At 71.4% G+C, this 18,541-nt stretch carries 13 protein-coding genes; 5 read left to right on the forward strand and 8 right to left on the reverse strand.

Annotation, left to right across the window (positions count from 1 at the left end; translation table 11 throughout):
* Nucleotides 1–219: 219 nt before the first annotated feature.
* Nucleotides 220–546 (forward strand): DNA-binding transcriptional response regulator, encoded by a 327-nt coding sequence (locus MLV88_RS07190; RefSeq protein WP_242337660.1) that lies wholly within the window; start codon nucleotides 220–222, stop codon nucleotides 544–546.
* Nucleotides 547–624: 78 nt separating this feature from the next.
* On the opposite strand, the gene MLV88_RS07195 is transcribed toward MLV88_RS07190, so the two are convergent.
* The 3 genes from MLV88_RS07195 to nuoL are packed head-to-tail and all read right to left on the reverse strand — an operon-like array spanning nucleotide 625 to nucleotide 5,734.
* Nucleotides 625–2,094, reverse strand: a complete 1,470-nt coding sequence (locus MLV88_RS07195; protein WP_242337658.1) for an NADH-quinone oxidoreductase subunit N — start codon at nucleotides 2,092–2,094, stop codon at nucleotides 625–627.
* A gap of 1 nt (nucleotide 2,095) precedes the next feature.
* A complete protein-coding gene (locus tag MLV88_RS07200; protein ID WP_242337656.1) occupies nucleotides 2,096–3,700 on the reverse strand; it encodes a complex I subunit 4 family protein in 1,605 nt (534 codons plus the stop codon).
* A 3-nt stretch (nucleotides 3,701–3,703) separates the two neighbouring features.
* On the reverse strand, nucleotides 3,704–5,734 hold the full coding sequence (gene nuoL / locus MLV88_RS07205; protein WP_242353454.1) for an NADH-quinone oxidoreductase subunit L: 2,031 nt from the start codon (nucleotides 5,732–5,734) through the stop codon (nucleotides 3,704–3,706).
* Nucleotides 5,735–5,862: 128 nt separating this feature from the next.
* Here nuoL and selA point away from each other — a divergent pair, with 128 nt between their 5' ends.
* On the forward strand, nucleotides 5,863–7,263 hold the full coding sequence (gene selA, locus MLV88_RS07210) for an L-seryl-tRNA(Sec) selenium transferase (protein WP_243337193.1): 1,401 nt from the start codon (nucleotides 5,863–5,865) through the stop codon (nucleotides 7,261–7,263).
* Here selA and MLV88_RS07215 read toward each other — a convergent pair.
* Nucleotides 7,253–7,945 (reverse strand): response regulator transcription factor, encoded by a 693-nt coding sequence (locus MLV88_RS07215; RefSeq protein ID WP_242337650.1) that lies wholly within the window; start codon nucleotides 7,943–7,945, stop codon nucleotides 7,253–7,255. The genes selA and MLV88_RS07215 overlap by 11 nt on opposite strands.
* 11 nt (nucleotides 7,946–7,956) lie before the next feature.
* Nucleotides 7,957–8,892: a sensor histidine kinase gene (locus tag MLV88_RS07220; RefSeq protein ID WP_242337648.1), complete on the reverse strand. Its 936-nt coding sequence runs from the start codon at nucleotides 8,890–8,892 to the stop codon at nucleotides 7,957–7,959.
* Between the two features lie 709 nt (nucleotides 8,893–9,601).
* Here MLV88_RS07220 and MLV88_RS07225 point away from each other — a divergent pair.
* Nucleotides 9,602–12,034: a multiheme c-type cytochrome gene (locus tag MLV88_RS07225; protein ID WP_243337195.1), complete on the forward strand. Its 2,433-nt coding sequence runs from the start codon at nucleotides 9,602–9,604 to the stop codon at nucleotides 12,032–12,034.
* A gap of 154 nt (nucleotides 12,035–12,188) precedes the next feature.
* Here MLV88_RS07225 and fadJ read toward each other — a convergent pair whose 3' ends face one another.
* Both fadJ and fadI read right to left on the reverse strand, forming a co-directional pair.
* Nucleotides 12,189–14,354 (reverse strand): fatty acid oxidation complex subunit alpha FadJ, encoded by a 2,166-nt coding sequence (gene fadJ, locus MLV88_RS07230; protein WP_242337644.1) that lies wholly within the window; start codon nucleotides 14,352–14,354, stop codon nucleotides 12,189–12,191.
* A 31-nt stretch (nucleotides 14,355–14,385) separates the two neighbouring features.
* A complete protein-coding gene (fadI, locus tag MLV88_RS07235) occupies nucleotides 14,386–15,693 on the reverse strand; it encodes an acetyl-CoA C-acyltransferase FadI (protein ID WP_242337642.1) in 1,308 nt (435 codons plus the stop codon).
* A 167-nt stretch (nucleotides 15,694–15,860) separates the two neighbouring features.
* On the opposite strand from fadI, the gene MLV88_RS07240 reads away from it, so the two are divergent.
* Nucleotides 15,861–16,340: a hemerythrin domain-containing protein gene (locus tag MLV88_RS07240; protein WP_242337639.1), complete on the forward strand. Its 480-nt coding sequence runs from the start codon at nucleotides 15,861–15,863 to the stop codon at nucleotides 16,338–16,340.
* Nucleotides 16,341–16,344: 4 nt separating this feature from the next.
* Here the strand turns inward: MLV88_RS07240 and MLV88_RS07245 are convergent, their stop codons facing one another.
* Entirely contained in the window at nucleotides 16,345–17,319 is a 975-nt protein-coding gene (locus tag MLV88_RS07245) for a ParB N-terminal domain-containing protein (RefSeq protein ID WP_242353440.1), read from the reverse strand.
* Nucleotides 17,320–17,390: 71 nt separating this feature from the next.
* Here MLV88_RS07245 and MLV88_RS07250 point away from each other — a divergent pair, with 71 nt between their 5' ends.
* Complete coding sequence (locus MLV88_RS07250; RefSeq protein ID WP_242353438.1) at nucleotides 17,391–18,386, forward strand: ABC transporter ATP-binding protein; 996 nt, start codon at nucleotides 17,391–17,393, stop codon at nucleotides 18,384–18,386.
* Nucleotides 18,387–18,541: the final 155 nt, after the last annotated feature.

Below are 18,541 nucleotides of genomic sequence, written 5' to 3' on the forward strand. Positions count from 1 at the left end.
TCACTGCGGGGGTCCCCTCGCCGGTGGAACGTTCGACCGCCATCCTCCTGGATTTCCTCGGTTGTCCGGCAAGAAGGACGCGCAAGGCCCCGGATGGCACCGATGTTGCTCTTAGCGAACCAAGAGAAGTGCAAAGCAGCCTGTTGAAGGAGGTCCCCCCCCGCCACTTCAGCTGCGCTTTGCACTTCTTTTCTTTTTTCTCCGCGGATCGCCGCCCGCATGGCCTCGTTCCTCATCGTCGACGGTGACCGAAACTTCCGCGAGGCACTCGCGATCGCGCTCAGGTTGGACGGCCACGCGGCCGTCGCCGCGGACACCGCGGACGACGCCCTGGCGCGAATCGCGACGCGGCGACCCGACTGCTGCGTGGTGGACGCGCACCTCGTCGGCTCGGACACCGTGCTCGAGGCCGCGGCCGCGGCCGGCGTGCGCACGGTCGTGACGGGCCCCCACGAGGATCTCCTCGCCCACGTCGTGCGCCGTCACCCGCGCGCGCAGCCGCTCCCGAAGCCGTTCGCCGCCGACGCGCTCGCGCGGCCCGCCTGAAGGTTCTGACGAGGCTGCGCGCCCGCCGGCACCGCGTTGATCGCGGCGCGGCGGGCGCGTGAGGAACGGCCGGAGAGCCTAGAGCAGGATCGCGCCGGCGGCCTGGGCGAGGCGGATCACCGGGTCGGCGACGAGCCCGAGCACCACCACCACCGCGACCGCCGCGGCCAGGGCGACCGAGGTCGCGGCGGACGAGAGCGGCTCCGCCTCGCCGGCCGCGGGCCGCATGTACATGTAGACCACGACGCGGAGGTAGTAGTAGATGCCCATCGCGCTCGTCAGCACGCCGAGGATGGCGAGGCCGTAGAGCTGCGCGCCGATGGCCGCCTGGAAGATGTAGAGCTTCCCGATGAAGCCCGCGGTGGGCGGGATCCCCGCGAGCGACAGCAGGAACACGGCCATCGCGAACGCGAGCCCCGGGCGGCGCCGCGCCAGCCCCGCGAAGCGCTCGAGGTCCCACGCGTCGGCGGGCTCGTCGTCGAGGCGGGAGCGCCGCTCGAGCGCGCCCACCACGGTGAAGGCGCCGATCGCCGTCGCCGCGTACACGGCGAGGTAGAAGAGCAGCCCCGCGAGCGCCTTCTCGCGCACGCCCGCGACCGAGGCGGACAGCACGCCGACGAGGAGGTACCCGGCGTGCGCCACGGAGGAGTACGCGAGCATCCGCTTCACGGAGCGCTGGGGCACCGCGAGCAGGTTCCCGAAGATCATCGTCAGCACGGCGAGGCCGCTGATGACGCCCGAGAACGCCGTCGCCTGCGCGGCGGTCCCCGCCTCCGCGGAGAGGAAGATGCGGGCGAGGAGCGCGAACGCGGCGGCCTTCACCCCGGCCGCCATGAACGCGGTCACCGGCGTGGGGGCGCCCTCGTAGACGTCGGGCGTCCAGGCGTGGAACGGCACCGCCGCGATCTTGAAGGCGATGCCGGCCGCGACGAGGCTCAGCCCGGCGAGGGAGAGCGGCGAGCCGCGGCCCTTCGCGAGCTCGCCGAACAGGGTGGAGCCGGACGCGCCGTAGAGCAGCGCCGAGCCGTAGAGGAAGAGCGCCGAGGAGATGGCCCCGAGCACGAGGTACTTGAACGCCGCCTCGGAGGGGCGCTTGCCGCGGCGGAGGTAGGCGGCGAGCGAGTACGTCGCGAGGCTCATCACCTCGATGGCGATGAACGCGACGAGGAGGTCGGTCGCCATGCCGAGCAGGGCCATGCCGGCCGTGCCGAACAGCGCGAGCCCGTAGAACTCCCCGCGCTCCGCGTTCCGGGCGCGCAGCCAGCCCGCGCCGACGAGCGCGGAGAGCGCGAGCCCGGCGCACACGACCACCGTCACGAAGGCCGAGAAGTCGTCGACCACCGCCTGGCGGTTGAACACGTAGCCGGAGTAGGGCCGGGCGATCGCCGCGGCCCCCGCGGCGACGGCGAACACGACCGTGATGGCGGCCTGGTACCCGCGCCGCCCCGAGACGAGGAACACCTCGCTGAGGAGCACCGCGAGCGCCCCGACCGTGAGGATCGCGATCGGGAGGAGCGCCACGAAGTCGTTCGTCGGGAAGCCGTTCATGTCAGTGAGCCCCGCCGGTGGGGAGGACGATGGGGAGCGTCGGGGCGGGAAGCTGGGCGCCCGCGCGGACCGCCACGGACGGCGTGACCGTGCCGACCTGCGGGCCGATGCCGAGCCGCGCCTCCGCCTGCTGGAACCGCCCGATGAGCCGGTCGACGGCCGGCTTCGCCGGCGCGAGGAACGGGCCGGGGAGGATCCCCATCACCACGATGAGCACGAGCATCGGGACGAGGACGAAGCCCTCGCGGACGCTGAGATCGGGGAGGGCGCGGTTCGCCGGGTTCCGCATGGCCCCGAAGAACACCCGCTCGACCAGGATGAGCATGTAGACCGCGCCGAGGATGACGCCGAGCGCGCCGAGGGTCGCGAACACCGGCGCCGAGCCGAGCCGCGAGAGCCAGGTGCCGGAGAGGATGAGGAACTCGCCGACGAAGCCGTTCGTGCCCGGCAGCCCGACCGACGACAGCATCACGATGACGAACGCCGTCGCGATCCAGGGGACCTGCTTCGCGATCCCGCCGTACTCCGCGATGAGCCGCGTGTGGCGCCGCTCGTAGAGCATGCCGACGAGGAGGAACAGCGCGCCCGTCGACACGCCGTGGTTCAGCATCTGGTAGACGGAGCCGGTGAGCCCCTCGGCCGAGAGCGCCACGAGGCCGAGCATCACGAAGCCGAGGTGCGAGACCGAGGAGTAGGCGACGAGCCGCTTCATGTCGGTCTGCACGAGCGACATGAGCGCGCCGTAGAGGATGCCGATCACCGCGAGCACGGCGATGACGTTCCGGTACTGCAGCGCCGCCTCCGGGAAGAGCGGCAGCGCGTACCGGAAGAAGCCGAAGGTGCCCATCTTGAGGAGCACGCCGGCGAGGATGACTGAGCCGGCGGTCGGGGCCTCGGTGTGCGCGTCGGGCAGCCAGGTGTGGAGCGGGAACATCGGCACCTTCACCGCGAACGCGACGGCGAACGCGAGGAAGAGCCAGCGGGCGTGGTCGGGCGTCACCTGCAGCGCCTGCCGCGCCTGGACGTAGTCGAAGGTCCCGCCGTCGTGGAAGTAGATGTAGATGATGGCGAGCAGCATGAGGACGCTCGCCGTGAACGTGTAGATGAAGAACTTCACCGTCGCGTACAGGCGGTTCTGCGAGCCCCAGATGCCGATGAGCAGGTACATCGGCACGAGGATGAGCTCCCAGAACACGTAGAAGAGCACGAGGTCGAGCGCGGCGAAGGTCCCGATCATCGCCGTCTCGAGCACGAGCAGCGCGATCATGAACTCCTTCACGCGCTCCTCGACCGCCCGCCACGCGGACAGGATCACGATGGGCGTGAGCGCCGTCGTGAGCATCACGAGCAGGAGCGCGACGCCGTCGAGGCCGACGTGGTAGCCGATGCCGAGCGACTGGATCCACGGCAGGCGCTGCTCGAACTGGAACTCGGGCGCGCTCGCGGAGGCGTCGAAGCCGAACCAGAGCCCGAGCGACAGCACGAAGGTGAGGAGCGAGAAGCCGAGCGTGAGCGCGCGGTGCTGCCCGGGCTCGTCGCGCGGGACGAGCACGAGCGCGAGCGCGCCGGCGAGCGGGAGGAAGGTGACGAGGGTGAGGAGGTTCACGGTCTAGCGCCCTCCCGCGCCGAGCACGGTCCAGAGGATCACCGCCGCGGCGACTGCCATCACCGCCGCGTATCGCTGCAGGTCGCCGTTCTGCGCGACCCGGAACATCGAGCCGGCGGCCCCGACCGCGCGCGCGACGCCGTTCACGAAGAGGCCGTCGATCGCGAAGACGTCCACGATGCGCCACAGGATGTACGCGAGGTAGCGCAGCGGCTCGATGACGAGGAACTCGTACAGCTCGTCGACGCGGAACTTGTCGTACGCGAAGCGGTACAGGCGCGGGAACGCGAGGGCGAGCTTGCGGGGCGCCTCGAGCGCCGGGCCGGCGTACATCGTCCACGCGACGAGGGTGCCGAGCGCAGCGACGCCCCAGGCCGCGAAGTACGGCCACGCGGGGTGCTCGCCGGCGTGCAGGTGCTCGACCGCGAGGAGCCGCGCGGTCCCCGCCGCGAACACCGGCTCCACGAACCGCTCGAACAGGTGCCCGAGCTGACCGTGCACCGGCAGGGCCAGCACGGTGGCGACGATCGACAGGATCGCGAGGATCCAGAGCGGGATCGTCATCACCGGCGAGGACTCGTGCGCGTGCTCGGCGGCGTGGGTGCGCGGCTTGCCGACGAAGGTGAGGAAGAACACGCGCGACATGTAGAACGCGGTGCCGAGTGCCGCGAGCGTGCCGAGCACGTAGGCGATCTCGCCGACCTGGTGCCACGCCGGGTTGTGGCTGAAGAGCGCGTTGCCGAGGATGGCGTCCTTCGACCAGAAGCCCGAGAGCGGCACGAAGCCGGTGATGGCGAGCGTCGCGATCCCGAAGGTCGCGGCCGTGTGCGGCATCTTCTTGAGGAGCCCGCCCATCTTGCGGATGTCGGTCTCGTCGCCCATGCCGTGCATCACCGACCCGGCGCCGAGGAACAGGCAGGCCTTGAAGAACGCGTGCGTGACGAGGTGCAGCACGCCCGCCCACCAGGCGCCGACGCCCACGCCGATGAACATGAAGCCGAGCTGGCTCACGGTCGAGTAGGCGAGGACCTTCTTGATGTCGGTCTGGACGAAGGCGATCAGCGCCGCGAACAGCGCGGTGAGCGCGCCGACGATCGTGACGGTCGCCATCGCGGCCGGCGCGAGCGAGAACAGGAAGGCGTTGCGCGCGACGAGGTACACGCCGGCGGTGACCATCGTCGCGGCGTGGATGAGGGCCGAGACCGGCGTCGGGCCGGCCATCGCGTCCGGCAGCCAGACGTAGAGCGGGAGCTGGGCGCTCTTGCCGCACGCGCCCACGAACAGGCCGAGCAGCGCGAAGGTGATGGCCCACTGGTAGGTGCGGCCGGCGAAGGTGCCGACCTGGATCGCCGCCGCCGGGTCGAGCGAGCGCGCGATGGCCTGCAGGTCGCCGTAGCTCGCCGTCCCGAAGATCGAGATGAGCGCGAACAGGCCGACGAGGAAGCCGAAGTCGCCGATGCGGTTCGTGACGAACGCCTTGCGGCCGGCGAACGCCTTCGCCGGGTCCGTGTACCAGAACCCGATGAGGAGGTAGCTGCAGAGGCCGACACCCTCCCAGCCCACGAACGTCAGCACGAGCGTGTCGCCGAGGACGAGCGTGAGCATCGCCGCGACGAAGAGGTTCAGGTACGTGAAGAACCGGGCGTACCCCGTGTCGTCCTCATGGGACATGTACGACGCGGAGTAGATGTGGATGAGCGTCCCGACGCCCGTGACGACCATGATCATCGTTCCGGACAGGCGATCGACGAGCAGGCCCCACCCGATCGAGATGAGCGCCCGCCCGTCCGGGCCGGCCACACGGATCCAGGGATCGCCGCGGAAGTGCAGGACGGTGCCCTGCAGCGCCCAGGTGAAGGCGATCGTCGAGACGACGAGCGCACCCACCATCGCGCCGAGGGCGATGAGGGTGACGTTCCCCTTCCCGATCCGCCGCCCGATGAGCCCGTTCACGATCGCGCCCGCGAGCGGAAACAGGATGATCGCCCAGAGATAGGACTCTGCCGCCGTGGGAGACGCTACGATAGGGGGCATAGGAGTGCGCGAAGGATTACCCGCTCACGCGTGGTTAGACAAGGCTCTTGTCAGCGGAAAACCTCCGCTAGCATGCGGACATGAAAGCTCCAAATTCGCCCCCGGCCCCCCCTTCCGAGGCTCGAAACTTGCCGCGTGCCGACCGGCTGCTCGAAGCGGCCGAGAAGGCGGGGCTGGTGCGGCGGCTCGGGCACGGGGTGGTGATGGAGGCGGTGCGAGGGGAGCTGGAGCGGATCCGGCGCGAGATCCTGGGCGGCGCCACCTGCCCGCCGCCCGAGGCGATCGAGCGCGACCTCCTCGATCGGCTCGAGGCGGCGTCGAAGGGCTCCTTGCGGCCGGTGATCAACGCCACCGGCGTGGTGATCCACACGAACCTCGGCCGCGCGCCGCTCTCCGAGGACACCATCGACGCGATGCGTCGTGCCGCCGCAGGCTACACGAACCTCGAGTACGACCTCGAGGCGGGCGAGCGCGGCGATCGCTACGGGCACGCCGAGGCGCCGCTCTGCCGGCTCACCGGCGCCGAGGCGGCGGTGGTGGTGAACAACAACGCGTCGGCGGTGATGCTCGCGCTCGCCGCGCTCATGCCGGCCCGGCCGTCGGGCGACGCGCCGGCGGACGGGGCGCCCGAGGTGGTGGTCTCGCGCGGCCAGCTCGTGGAGATCGGCGGCGGGTTCCGCATCCCCGACGTGCTGCGCCGCTCGGGCGCGACGCTCGCCGAGGTCGGCACGACGAACCGCACCTACCGGCGCGACTACGAGGACGCGATCGGGCCGCGCACGCGCATCCTCATGTCGGTGCACCGCTCCAACTTCCGCGTGCAGGGGTTCGTGCACGACGCGTCGCTCGAAGAGCTCGTCTCGCTCGGGCGCGAGCGCGACCTGTGGGTGGTGGACGATCTCGGCTCGGGCACCCTCCTCGAGACCGCGCCGCACGGCCTCGGGCTCGAGCCGACGGTGCAGGAGCGCGTGCGCGCCGGCGCCGACCTCGTCTGCTTCTCCGGCGACAAGCTGCTCGGCGGCCCGCAGGCGGGCGTCCTCGTGGGCCGCCGGGAGGCGATCCGGCGCGTGAAGCGCCACCCGCTCATGCGCGCGCTGCGCGTCGACAAGGTCACCCTGGCCGGCCTCGGCGCGACGCTCGCCCACTACGAGCGCGGCGAGGCGCGCGAGAAGGTCCCCGTCTGGCGCGCGATCGCGGCGGCGCCCGAGGCGATCCGGGAGCGGGCGGAGCGGTGGCGAGCGGCGCTCGGCGCGGCGGGCGGGGGGGCCTCGGTGGTGCCCAGCCGCTCGGCGGTGGGCGGCGGCTCCCTGCCCGAGGTCACCCTGCCGACCTTCGTGCTCGCCCTCCCCGCCGGCGATCCCCATGCGCTGCTCGCGCGGCTCCGCCGCCGGGATCCCCCCGTCGTCGCACGGATCGAGGAGGATCGGGTGGTGCTCGATCCGCGTACGGTGCTGCCCGGCGAGGACGAGCCGCTCGTTCGCTGCGTGAAGGAGGCGCTCGCAGGCGCAGCCCCCGTCTCTACGGGTTGAATCTGTATCCGACCCCGCGCACCGTCTCGAGATGCCGGGGGTGCTCGGCGTCGTCGCCGATGTGGGCGCGCAGCCGGGCGATGAAGTTGTCCACCGTCCGCGCCGTGCCGAAGTAGCGCGAGCCCCACACCGCCTCCATGAGCTGCTCGCGGCTGAACACGCGGTCGGGGTGCAGGACGAAGAAGGCGAGGAGGTCGTACTCGCGGCTCGTGAGCTCGAGCGCGTTCCCGGCCACCGTCGCGCGGCGCGCGTCGAGGTCGAGCTCGATCTGGCCCACCTTCCGCACGGCGCGGTTCGGGCCGGTCTCCCCGCGCGCGCGCCGCCGGCGCAGGAGCGCGTCGATCCGCGCGAGCAGCTCCTTCAGCCCGAACGGCTTCACCAGGTAGTCGTCCGCGCCGAGCTGGAGGCCGGCGACCTTGTCGCCCTCCTGCCCCTTCGCGGAGAGGATGAGGACGGGCAGCTCGGGGTCGTCCTTGCGGATCTCGCGCACCACCTCGAGCCCGCCGAGCCGCGGCAGCATCACGTCGACGAGGACGAGGTCGGGCTTCTCGGTCTTGGCGAGCCGGAGCCCCGTCTCGCCGTCGCTCGCCGAGCGCACGGTGTAGCCCTCCATCCCGAGGTTCAGCTGGAGCCCGCGGAGGATGGAGGGATCGTCCTCGATGACCACGATCTTCTCGCCCACGTCTTCCCTCCCTACGCCGGCCGCGCCGCGCGCGCGCCTTGCGGCGCCTCGGCGACCGCGCCGAGGGCGGGCAGCGAGATCGTGAACGTCGCCCCGTGGCCCACCTGGCTCGACACCGACACCTTCCCGCCGTGGCCCACCGCGATGTGCTTCACCATCGCGAGCCCGAGCCCGGTCCCCTCGATCGTGCGCGAGAGCGGATCGCGCGCCCGGTAGAACTTCTTGAAGATGCGCTTGTGCTCGCGCTCGGGGATGCCGGGGCCGTTGTCGGTGACGCTGATCTGCACGGTCGGGCCGCTCGCCACGGCGCGCACCGTGATGCGCTTCTCGGGGCCGGTGTACTTGTGGGCGTTCTGCAAGAGGTCGAGGATCGCCTCCGAGAGCGCCTTCCGGTCGGCCATGACCGGCGGCAGGTTCGGCGCGACGTCGCGCTCCACCTCGGCGGGGTGCTGCAGGAGCATGGCCTCGAACGCCTGGAGCGCCGAGTCCACGATGGGCCCCACCGGCTCGCGGGAGAGCTGGTAGGTGCGGCGGCCGGACTCCATGCGCGCCCAGTCGAGGAGCCGGTTGATGAGCCCGGACAGGCGGGCGGTCTCGTCGGAGATGATCTCGAGCGCCTCGCGCTGGCGCGCCTCGTCGGGGATGCGGCCGAGCTGGAGCGTCTCGACGAACATCCGGATGGAGGTGAGCGGCGTCCGGAGATCGTGGGAGACCTTGTTCACGAAGTCCGTCTGGAGCTTCGCGAGCCGGGCCTCGCGGAAGATCACCGCGAGCGTGGCGGCCGACCCGAAGATGGTGGTCGCCACGAGCGCGACGATGAGCCAGCCGAAGACGTAGTCCCGCGGCAGGGTGCCGTAGACCAGGATGAGGATGCCCACCGTCAGCATCAGCGCCGCGGGGACGAAGACGAAGCCGATGACGAGCGGCAGGACGCGGCGGAGCTTCACGGGGCGCCTCGCGGGGGGTCGGATCTCATCTATAGCCCAGGCGCGCCCGGCGCGCCGCGGGTGCTTCCGGGTACGGCCGCGGCCCGCGTGCGCGGGCCTGCGGGGGGACGCCGTGTCGTGAAGACGACAGGATCGTCCTCGACCCTGGAACGCGGCGAGCCAGCCTTCACGTTTCGTGCGCGCTACGTGGCGAGGACTCGCTGTCGCAGGGGCACGCTCTCGACCCGGGGTGTCGCCTCACCCGGCCGCGTTAACGATTAGCAAGAGTGAAGCTCAACGGAGCGCAGTCACTACGCTTCTGCCGGTGAACGTCGCCACCGAACCGATCCGAACGCGCGGCGCGCAAATTGCGCGCTTCACGTTTCCCGAGCGTCACACGGGAGGTCCTGCTTCGCGCGTCCGCGCGCAAACCTCCCGTCTCGCCGGAGCCTTATCCGCGAGATCCCGGCTCCGTGCGACGGGCATTGCGCTTCGAATAATTTGCGCCGAAACCAATCCGCTCATTTTGGCTCGCGGCACGCATTCGGGGGTCGGAATGTTGACGCAGGGGGATGCTCGTCGTTCATTCGCGATGTCAGGCAGTTAGCAATTGCTTGAACCACCAATTGCTCGAGATCAACCGTCCGCTGGGGACGTGCGGCGCTCCGAGGTCGGTGGCGCCGCTGGAAAGGCTGCGCGCTCGCGCGAGCCACTTGGAGGGTTTCACCACATGCAGAGATGGATGAACAAGTATGGCGCGCTGCTCTTCGCCGGCGTTCTCGCGGTGACGGGCTGCCAGGGCGAGAAGGGCGCGAACGGTGTCAACGGCACCGACGGCACCGACGGCACGAACGGCCAGGACGGCATGAGCGCGGTCACGGGCAAGCTCAAGCTCGTGATCGACGGCGTCCAGACCACCGCGACCGCGTCGACGCTCACCTTCACGATCTACCCGGCGGCCGCGGCCTGCCCGGGCGGGACCTGTGACGACGCGCTCGGCATGATGACGCAGAAGGTCTTCTACGCCTCGGAGTACGACGCGGCGACGAAGACCTTCACCACCGCGCACACCTTCCAGTTCAACGGCGGATTCAAGTTCAAGGCCATCGTGGACGGCGGCAAGGGAGCTCAGTTCACGGCCGTCACGAAGGCGGGCGTGAACCCGAACTTCGTCCCGGAGACCTCGCAGAGCGCGATGATCTACGGGTACATCGCGGACGCGAACGTCCTCGCGGCGCCGGCGACGGGCCACTACGCCTTCCCGGACAACGTGGCGAGCGCGGGCAAGGTCTACGGCACGATCGACTACGAGTCCTCGGCCAACGTCACCGGCTGCGAGAAGTGCCATGGCAAGCCGTACTCGAAGCACGGCTACCGCCAGGCGACCGTCGTCGGCCTGCCGGTCTTCGCCTCCTGCAAGGCCTGCCACACCGGCCAGCGCGTGGGGTCGGACATGAACTGGCAGGTCATCGTCGACGATCCCGCCGCGTACGCCGCCCTCCCGAAGGACGCCAAGGGCGCGCCGATCCTCACGGACGCGATGAAGACCACGTACGCCTACACGGCGAACGTCATGAACGACACGCACATGTCGCACGCGATGGAGTTCAACTTCCCGCAGTCGATGGCGAACTGCGTCACCTGCCACGACGGCAAGCTCGACGTCATCCTCGCCGACGCCAACTTCAAGATCTCCACCTGCAAGAGCTGCCACCCCGTGAACGGCAAGGGCGGCACCGACTCGAAGCGCGCGCCCGCCCTCCTCGGCGACGGGACGACGACGAACCCGGGCATCATGCCGGCGGCCATCCACGGCAGCATGAACCTGGCCACCACGGACTGCCTCACGTGCCACAAGGCCGGCGGCGCCCGGACGTTCAAGCAGATCCACAGCGGCCGCACCGCGGCGATCTACGACGACAGCGGCGCGCGGTTCGCCGATGCGGTCAAGACGACGATCGACGCGGCCTCGTACGATCCCGCGACGTACAAGCTCACGGTCGACATCAAGATGACCGGTCTCGCGGCGAACGCGCTGGTGAAGCCGACGCTCGTGGTCAGCCTCTACGGCTACGGCACGAAGGACTTCGTCGTCAGCGGCCACAGCACGCAGGCGGACGGCACGACCAACCTCGAGTACACCTACGGCGCGATGCAGCGCGCGAACCCGACGCTGTCCTCGAACAGCGCGCGCCTGACGCTCAGCCCGGACGCTCCGACGGCCGGCACCACCTCGTGGACGGCGGTCGCGGACCTCTCGCTGTGGGCCGCCAAGATCGGCGCGGACAAGCAGGTCCAGCGCGTCGAGATCGCGTTCCTCCCGTCGGTCGGTCGTGACCAGACGGCCCTCGTCAGCGCCACGAACCCGGCGATCGCCGTCACCGGCAAGACCGCCACGCTCGACCTCGTCGGCAGCACGACGCTCGTCGCGGACGCGAGCGCGGTCGGCAAGAACATCGTCGACCCGGCGAAGTGCAACGCCTGCCACGACGCGCTCGGCACGACGTTCCACGGCCCGAACTACGGGAGCGCGGGCGTCGTCGCCTGCCGCACCTGCCACACCGTCCAGAGCGGCGGGTCGCACCTCGAGATGCAGTCGCGGTCGATCGACTCCTACATCCACGCGATCCACTCGATGCAGGCGTTCGATCCGGGCGACATCAACTACGCCGATCCGATCGCGGTGCTCCGCCACGAGCTGCACGTCGAGGGTAACTACCCGAACTTCGCCGGGACCCTGAACTGCAACTCGTGCCACAGCAGCGGGACGTACGAGGTGCCTGACCAGACGCGGTCGCTGCCGAGCCTCCTCTCGGGCTCCGACCCCGTCGCGAACCGCAACATCCAGAACGTCCCGAGCTACGTCGTGGGTCCGGCGTCGCGCGCCTGCGGCTCCTGCCACCGCGCGAAGCTCATCAACGAGGACGACGCGGGCACGCTCGCCGCGTTCAACCAGCACACGGCCATGTTCGGCACGCTCGTGGCCGGTACGTCCGCCAACCTCGACGCGGTCACCCAGGACATCATGTCCCAGATCGGCGTCGGCCCGGCGTTCACCGGTACGGCGGTCGCTGGCGCGCAGGTCGAGAGCTGCGTGGTGTGCCACCCGAACGCGGGTACGGACCACCAGGCGGCGTTCGACCGCTGGGCGGACGGCCTCTAGTCGAACCGGCGAGGTGGGGTCCGCCCCACCTCGCTCCCTGATCACGCAGCAGCGTTGAAGACGGGTGAGGCGAGCACGAAGGTGCTCGCCTCACTCATTTTGGAGGATGCGCGGCGGGCGTGCCGGGTGGCCCGGTGCGCCATCGGGCCCGCTCCTAGTGGAAGGGCTTGCCGGAGGCGGCGTGCTCCACGAGGAGCGGCGCCGGCTCGAACCGCTCGCCGTGCCGCCCGCGCAGCGCCTCCAGCCGCCCGAGCAGCTCCTTCGCGCCGAGCTTGTCGGCGTAGCGGAAGGGACCGCCGCGGAACGGCGGGAAGCCGAGCCCGAACACCGCGCCGACGTCGCCGTCGCGGGCGCTGCGGAGGATGCCCTCGCCCAGGCAGCGGATGGCCTCGTTCACCATCTGCAGGACGACGCGCTCGCGGATCTCGTCCTGCGGGAAGATCTTGCGCCGGCGCCCGCCGGGGAGGAGGTCGTAGACGGTGACGTCGACGCGCTTCTCCTTCTTGTCGCCGTACGTGTAGAAGCCCTTCCTGTTCTTCCGGCCGAGCCGCCCCGCGGCGACCACGTCGTGCAGCGCGGCCGGCGGGGCCATGCGCGCGCCGAACGCGCCGTGCAGGATCTTGCCGACCTTCTCGCCCACGTCGATGCCGACCTCGTCGAGGAGCGTGATGGGACCCACCGGGAAGCCGAACTGCACGAGCGCCCGGTCGAGGTCCTCGATCGCCGCGCCCTCCACGAGGAGCTCCGCCGCCTCGTTCATGTACGGGGCGAGGATGCGGCTCGTGTAGAACCCCGGTCCGTCGCCGACCACGATGACCGTCTTGCCCTGCCGCTTGCCGAGCGCCACCGCGGTCGCCGTGGCCTCGGGCGAGGTCTTCTCGGTCACGATGATCTCGAGGAGCGGCATCTTCTGCACCGGCGAGAAGTAGTGCATGCCGAGCACGGTCTGGGGGTGCGCCGAGGCCTCGGCGATCCGGGTGATCGGGATGGACGAGGTGTTCGAGGCGAAGATGCCGGTGGGGTTCACCGCCTCGAACGCGCGGAGCATGTCCTGCTTCAAGGCGAGGTCCTCGAAGACGGCCTCGACGAGCACGTCCACCGAGCCGAAGCCCGACCAGTCGGTGGTGGCGGTGACGAGGCGCAGCTTCTCGTCGCGCTCGAGCCGGTCGATGGAGCGGCGCTTCACGCGCTCGTCGAGGAGCCCCTTCACGCTCGCGAGCGCCTTCGCCGCGGCGCCGTCGTCGCGCTCCCGGACGCGCACCGGGATCCCGGCGTTCGCGGTCACGAAGGTGATGCCGCTGCCCATGAGCCCGCCGCCGAGCACGCCCACCCTCCGCACCGCCCGCGCCTTCACCGACGGATCGTCGACGCCCGTGTCCTTCTTGAGCGCGGTGGTGGCGAAGAAGATCTCCATGAGCCGTCGCGCCACCTCGGAGACGGCGAGCTGGCCGAAGAGCTGCGCCTCCTTCTCGAGCCCGCGCGCGAAGCCCTTCTGGTAGCCGTACTCGACGGCCTCGAGCGCGCGGACCGGCGCGGGGTACATGCCCTTCGTCTTCGCGAGCACCGCCTTGCGGGCCTGGCGGAAGAGCAGCTCGCGCCCGACGAAGTTCTCCTCCAGGGCGACGCGCGTCGCCCGCGCGACCGGGCTCGCCTTCCGCCGCGGCTCGCGGCGGAGCTTGCCCGTCGCGAGCGCGAGGGCGCGCTGCCGGGCGACCGCGAGGAGCAGCTCGGGAGGGACCACCTCGTCCACGAGCCCGATGTTCAGGGCCTTCCGCGGCTTCACCGTCTTGCCGGCGAGGATGAGGTCGAGCGCGGTCTGGATGCCCACGAGCCGCGGGAGCCGCTGCGTGCCCCCGCCGCCGGGGATGAGGCCGAGCTGGACCTCCGGGAGGCCGAGCTGCGTCTTCGGGTCGCTCGTGGCGATCCGGTAGTGGCAGGCGAGCGCCCACTCGAGGCCGCCGCCGAGCGCCGCGCCGTGGATCGCCGCCACCACCGGCTTGCGGTAGCGCTCGAGCCGGTCGAAGCCGGCCTGCATGTCGCGCGCGAGCTTCTCCGCCTCGCCCGCCTCGGTGATCGCCTGGATGAGGTCGATCTTGGCGCCGGCGACGAAGCCGTCCTTCTTGCCGCTCGCGAGCACGATCGCCTTCACCGTGTCGTCCACCGCGAAGCCGTCGAGCAGGCGGAAGAACTCCTCCATCGCCCCCGGCTCGAGGACGTTCACGCTCTCGCCCGGCTCGTCGAGGAGCAGGGTCGCGACCCCGTCCGCGAGGTCCACCCGGAAGCTCCGGCCCTGCCGCTCTGCCGCCTGTGCCGTCATCATGTGCGTCCCTCCGCGACGTCCGGGCCGGTGGTCACTCGCGCTCGAGGACGAGCGCCGCCCCGAGGGCGCCCGCCGCGCACACCGTGATCAGCGCGTGCTGGCCCTTGCGGCGCTCCAGCTCCCGCAGCGTCTGCAGGATCATCCGCGCGCCCGTGGCGGCGAACGGGTGGCCGAGCGCGATCGAGCCGCCGTTCACGTTGAGCTTCGCGGGGTCGATCTCGCCGAGCGGCTCGGGGCGCCCGAGCGCCTTCTCGGCGAAGTCCTTCGAGGCGAAGGCCTGCAGGTTCGAGAGCACCTGCACCGCGAACGCCTCGTGCATGTCCACGAGGTCCATGTCGGCGAGCCGCAGCCCGGCGCGGTCGAGCGCGACCGGCGCGGCGTAGGCCGGCCCCTGCAGGAGCTGGTCACGCGGGTCGAGGGCCGCGTAGGCGTAGGAGCGGACGAAGCCGAGGGGCCTCATGCCGAGCGCGCGGGCCTTCTCCTCGCTCATGAGCACGAGGGCGGCGGCGCCGTCGGTGAGCGGCGAGGCGTTGCCGGCGGTGATGGTGCCGTACCTGCGGTCGAACACCGGGCGGAGCGCCGCGAGCGCCTCGAGCGTGGTCTCCTTGCGGACCACGTTGTCCTTCGCCGAGACCCGCTCGAAGCGCGGCGGCACCGGCACGTGCATGACCTCGCCGTCGAACTTGCCGCTCTCCCAGGCGGCGGCGGCCCGGCGGTGGCTCTCGAACGCGACGCGGTCCTGCGCCTCGCGCGAGATCCCGTTCTTCTGCGCCATGAGCTCGGCGCTCTCCCCCATGGTGAGCCCGGTGGTCGGCTCCTTCAGCGCGGGCGGCTGCGGGGCGAAGTCCTTCGGGCGCAGGGTCGAGAGGATCCGGAGGCGATCGGCGAGGGTCTTCGCGCGCGAGAGCTCCACGAGGCCCTGGGCGAGCGCGCGGGTCGCGAAGATCGGCGCGTCCGAGAGGGACTCCGCGCCGCCCGAGATGGCGCAGTCGGAGTGGCCGAGCTGGATCTGGTCGGCCGCGTCGGTGGTGGTCTGGATCGAGGTGGCGCACGCGCGGGCGACGGTGTGCGCCTCCACGCTCCGCGGCAGCTGGGTGCGCAGGACCATCTCGCGGCCGATGAGCGTCACCGTGGGAGACGGGATCACCTGGCCGAACACCACCGAGTCGAACTCCTTCGGCGGGATCCCGCTGCGGGCGACGAGCTCGTTCACGACCAGCGCGCCGAGGTCCACGGCGGAGAGGTCCTTGAAGTCGGTGCCCGCCTTGACGAACGGCGTGCGGAGGCCCGCGACGACCGCCGCTCGGCGGCCCGGGGGAACGGAACCGTTCATGCCCATGGATCTCTCCGGTTGACTGGGGAATCGGCCGGCTGCTCGGCGATTTTTAAGGACCTTGGCGCGGAGCGTCAACGACGCCGAGGGCCTCCCCCCGGCAGGGCTCGCCCGCCCGCCCGCGGGAGGAGGGTTCTCTTGCGCGTCCCTGGCTTCTCCGACACCATCCCCACATGAAGCGGTCGCGCGCCCTGAAGCCACTCTCGAGCGAGCACCACCAGGCGCTCCTGATCTCCTTCCAGCTGAAGCAGGGGCTCGCCGGCCACGCCGAGTCTGCCGGCGCGCCGAAGGATCTGCCGGGCCTCGTCGCCCTGGCCCGCCGCTTCGAGGAGCAGATCCTCAGGCCCCACTGCCGCGCCGAGGAGGAGCTCATCGGCCAGCACCTCACCGAGGGCGACCTGCGCCGGCTGCGCGGCGAGCACGCCGAGCTGCAGCGGCTGCTCGACGCGGCCCGGGGGGCCCGCCCGGGCGAGCAGCGCGCCGAGCTCTCGGCCTTCGCGGACCTGCTCGAGCGGCACGTGCGCTGGGAGGAGCGCGACCTCTTCCCCTACGCGGAGCTGCACGTGGACGAGGCGGCGCTCGCGACGATCGGCGGCGAGCTCGAGAAGCGGCTCGTCCTCGCGCGGAGCGAGGCGAGGGCCCCGCGCCGCTGACCGGTCACTCGGCCTCCGCGGCCGCGCCGCCCGAGCGCGCCACGTCCTCCCCGCGCACCTTGCCCGGATCCATGCCGCGGGCGCGCTTCGTCATCTGCGCGAAGAGCTCGTCGAACGGCGGCGCGCCGCCCTTCATGAACCGCAGCGGGTTCACGCGCGCCACGACGAACGCCTTGAGGTAGGGCGAGTCGAAGCCGCGCTCCTTCAGGCGCGCCACCGCCTCGGCGACGGCGTCGTCGAGCTCCAGCACCGCCCGCGCGCGCCGCTCGCGCTCGGGGACGGCCTTCGAGAGCTTCTCGTCCACGAAGGCGTCCACCTTCTTGAGGATGGGCGCGTAGGCGCTGCCCGAGAGGCGCGGGCGCTCCTCGTAGGCGAAGCCGAGCGTGACGAGGCCGGCCTCCTCGAACTCGAGCGCCATCTCGCTCTCCGACGGATCGACGGACGCCGCGAGGTCGCGGTACATGCGCACGACCTCGAGCGCCTTCTCGCGCAGGTTGTGGGCCTTCTCGATGTTGAGCGCGAGGATCTGGTAGGCGACCTGCTTCTCCGGCACGACGAGCGCGAGGACGCTCCGCGCGCCGAGCTCCTTGAGCGCCGTGAGCCGGTGGCCGCCGTTCGGCGTGAGCCAGGCGTCCTTCTCGCGCACCACGATGATGGGGTCGAGGTAGCGGCGGGTCTTGTCCATCGCGACGGTGAGCTTGCGCACGTGCGCGTCGGAGACGTCGCGCTGGAACGGCGTGCGCTCCACCTTGTCCACCGGCAGCGCGGCGAACAGCAGGGCGTGGCCGCCGAGCGGCTCGCGGTAGGCGGCGAGCACCGCGCCGCCGTCCCGCTCGATCTCCCCGGCGAGCTCCTCGAGCTCCGGGGGACGCTCGGCGAGGGCGAGCTGGGGCGGGGCGAGCTCGGTCGGCGTGAGCTTCACCCCCTTGCGGGCGCGCGGCCGCCCGCTCTTCGTCACCGGCCGCTTCTTCTGAGCCATGAACCCATTGTAACGGCGGGCTCGCGACGAGGGGCTTGCCCCGTCGAGGGCGCTGCCGCTAGATCCCCCGGGTGATCGACGTCCGCGGCCTCCGCAAGCACTACCAGGTCCACCGCCGCCCGCCCGGCCTCGGCGCCGCGCTGCGCTCGGTCTTCCGCCGCCGCTACGAGACGGTGCGCGCGGTGGACGGCATCGACTTCTCGGTGGGTGAAGGCGAGCGCGTCGGGTTCCTCGGCCCGAACGGCGCTGGGAAGACGACGACCCTCAAGATGCTCTCGGGCCTCCTCCACCCGACCGAGGGGGAGGTGACCGTGGCGGGGCACGTGCCGCGCCGCCGCGAGCCCGCGTTCCTGAAGCAGATCACGCTCGTCATGGGCCAGAAGCAGCAGCTCCTCTGGGACCTGCCGCCGGCCGAGACCTTCGCGATGAACCGCGCGATCTACGACATCCCGCGGGCGCAGTTCGACGAGACGCTCGAGGAGCTCGTGCGGCTCCTCGAGCTCGGCGAGCTCATCCAGAAGCCGACCCGCCAGCTCTCGCTCGGCGAGCGCATGAAGTGCGAGCTCGCCGCGGCGCTCCTCCACCGGCCGCGCGTGCTCTTCCTCGACGAGCCCACCATCGGCCTCGACGTCTCGATGCAGGCCACCGTGCGGAGCTTCGTCCGCGCCTACAACGAGCGGTTCGGCGCGAGCGTGCTCCTCACGAGCCACTACATGGAGGACGTCGTGCAGCTCTGCCCGCGGGTCATCGTCATCGACCGCGGACGGCTCATCTACGACGGCGACCTGCGCGCGCTCGCGCTCAAGGTGCGCCCCGACAAGCGCATCGTGGTGCGCTTCCGGGACCCGAACGGCGGCGCGCCGAGGGACCTCGGCCGGTTCGGCAAGGTCGTGTCGAGCGAGCCCAGCCAGGCGACGATCCAGGTCGCGGCGGAGGAGGTCTCCGGCGCGGTGGCGCGGATGCTCGGCGCGCTGGCGGTCGCCGACCTCACCGTGGAGGATCCGCCGCTCGAGGAGGTGATGTCCGAGCTCTTCCGCACCTCGCGCGAGCGAGCCGCGGGGGGGTGAGCGGAAGCGTTAGCGAGAGATCGCGCGTTGCGAGTGGGCGCGAACCGCGAGCGGGCGCGGGTCGCAAGCGGGCGTTGCGTCGCGAGCGCAGGGGCAGGCGGCGGAGCCTGCCCCGTAGCGAGCAGGGGGCATGGGGGAGCCGCGGAGGCCGGGCG

This window comes from Anaeromyxobacter soli (assembly GCF_022808855.1).
In the GTDB taxonomy this organism is placed as follows: Bacteria; Myxococcota; Myxococcia; order Myxococcales; family Anaeromyxobacteraceae; genus Anaeromyxobacter; species Anaeromyxobacter soli.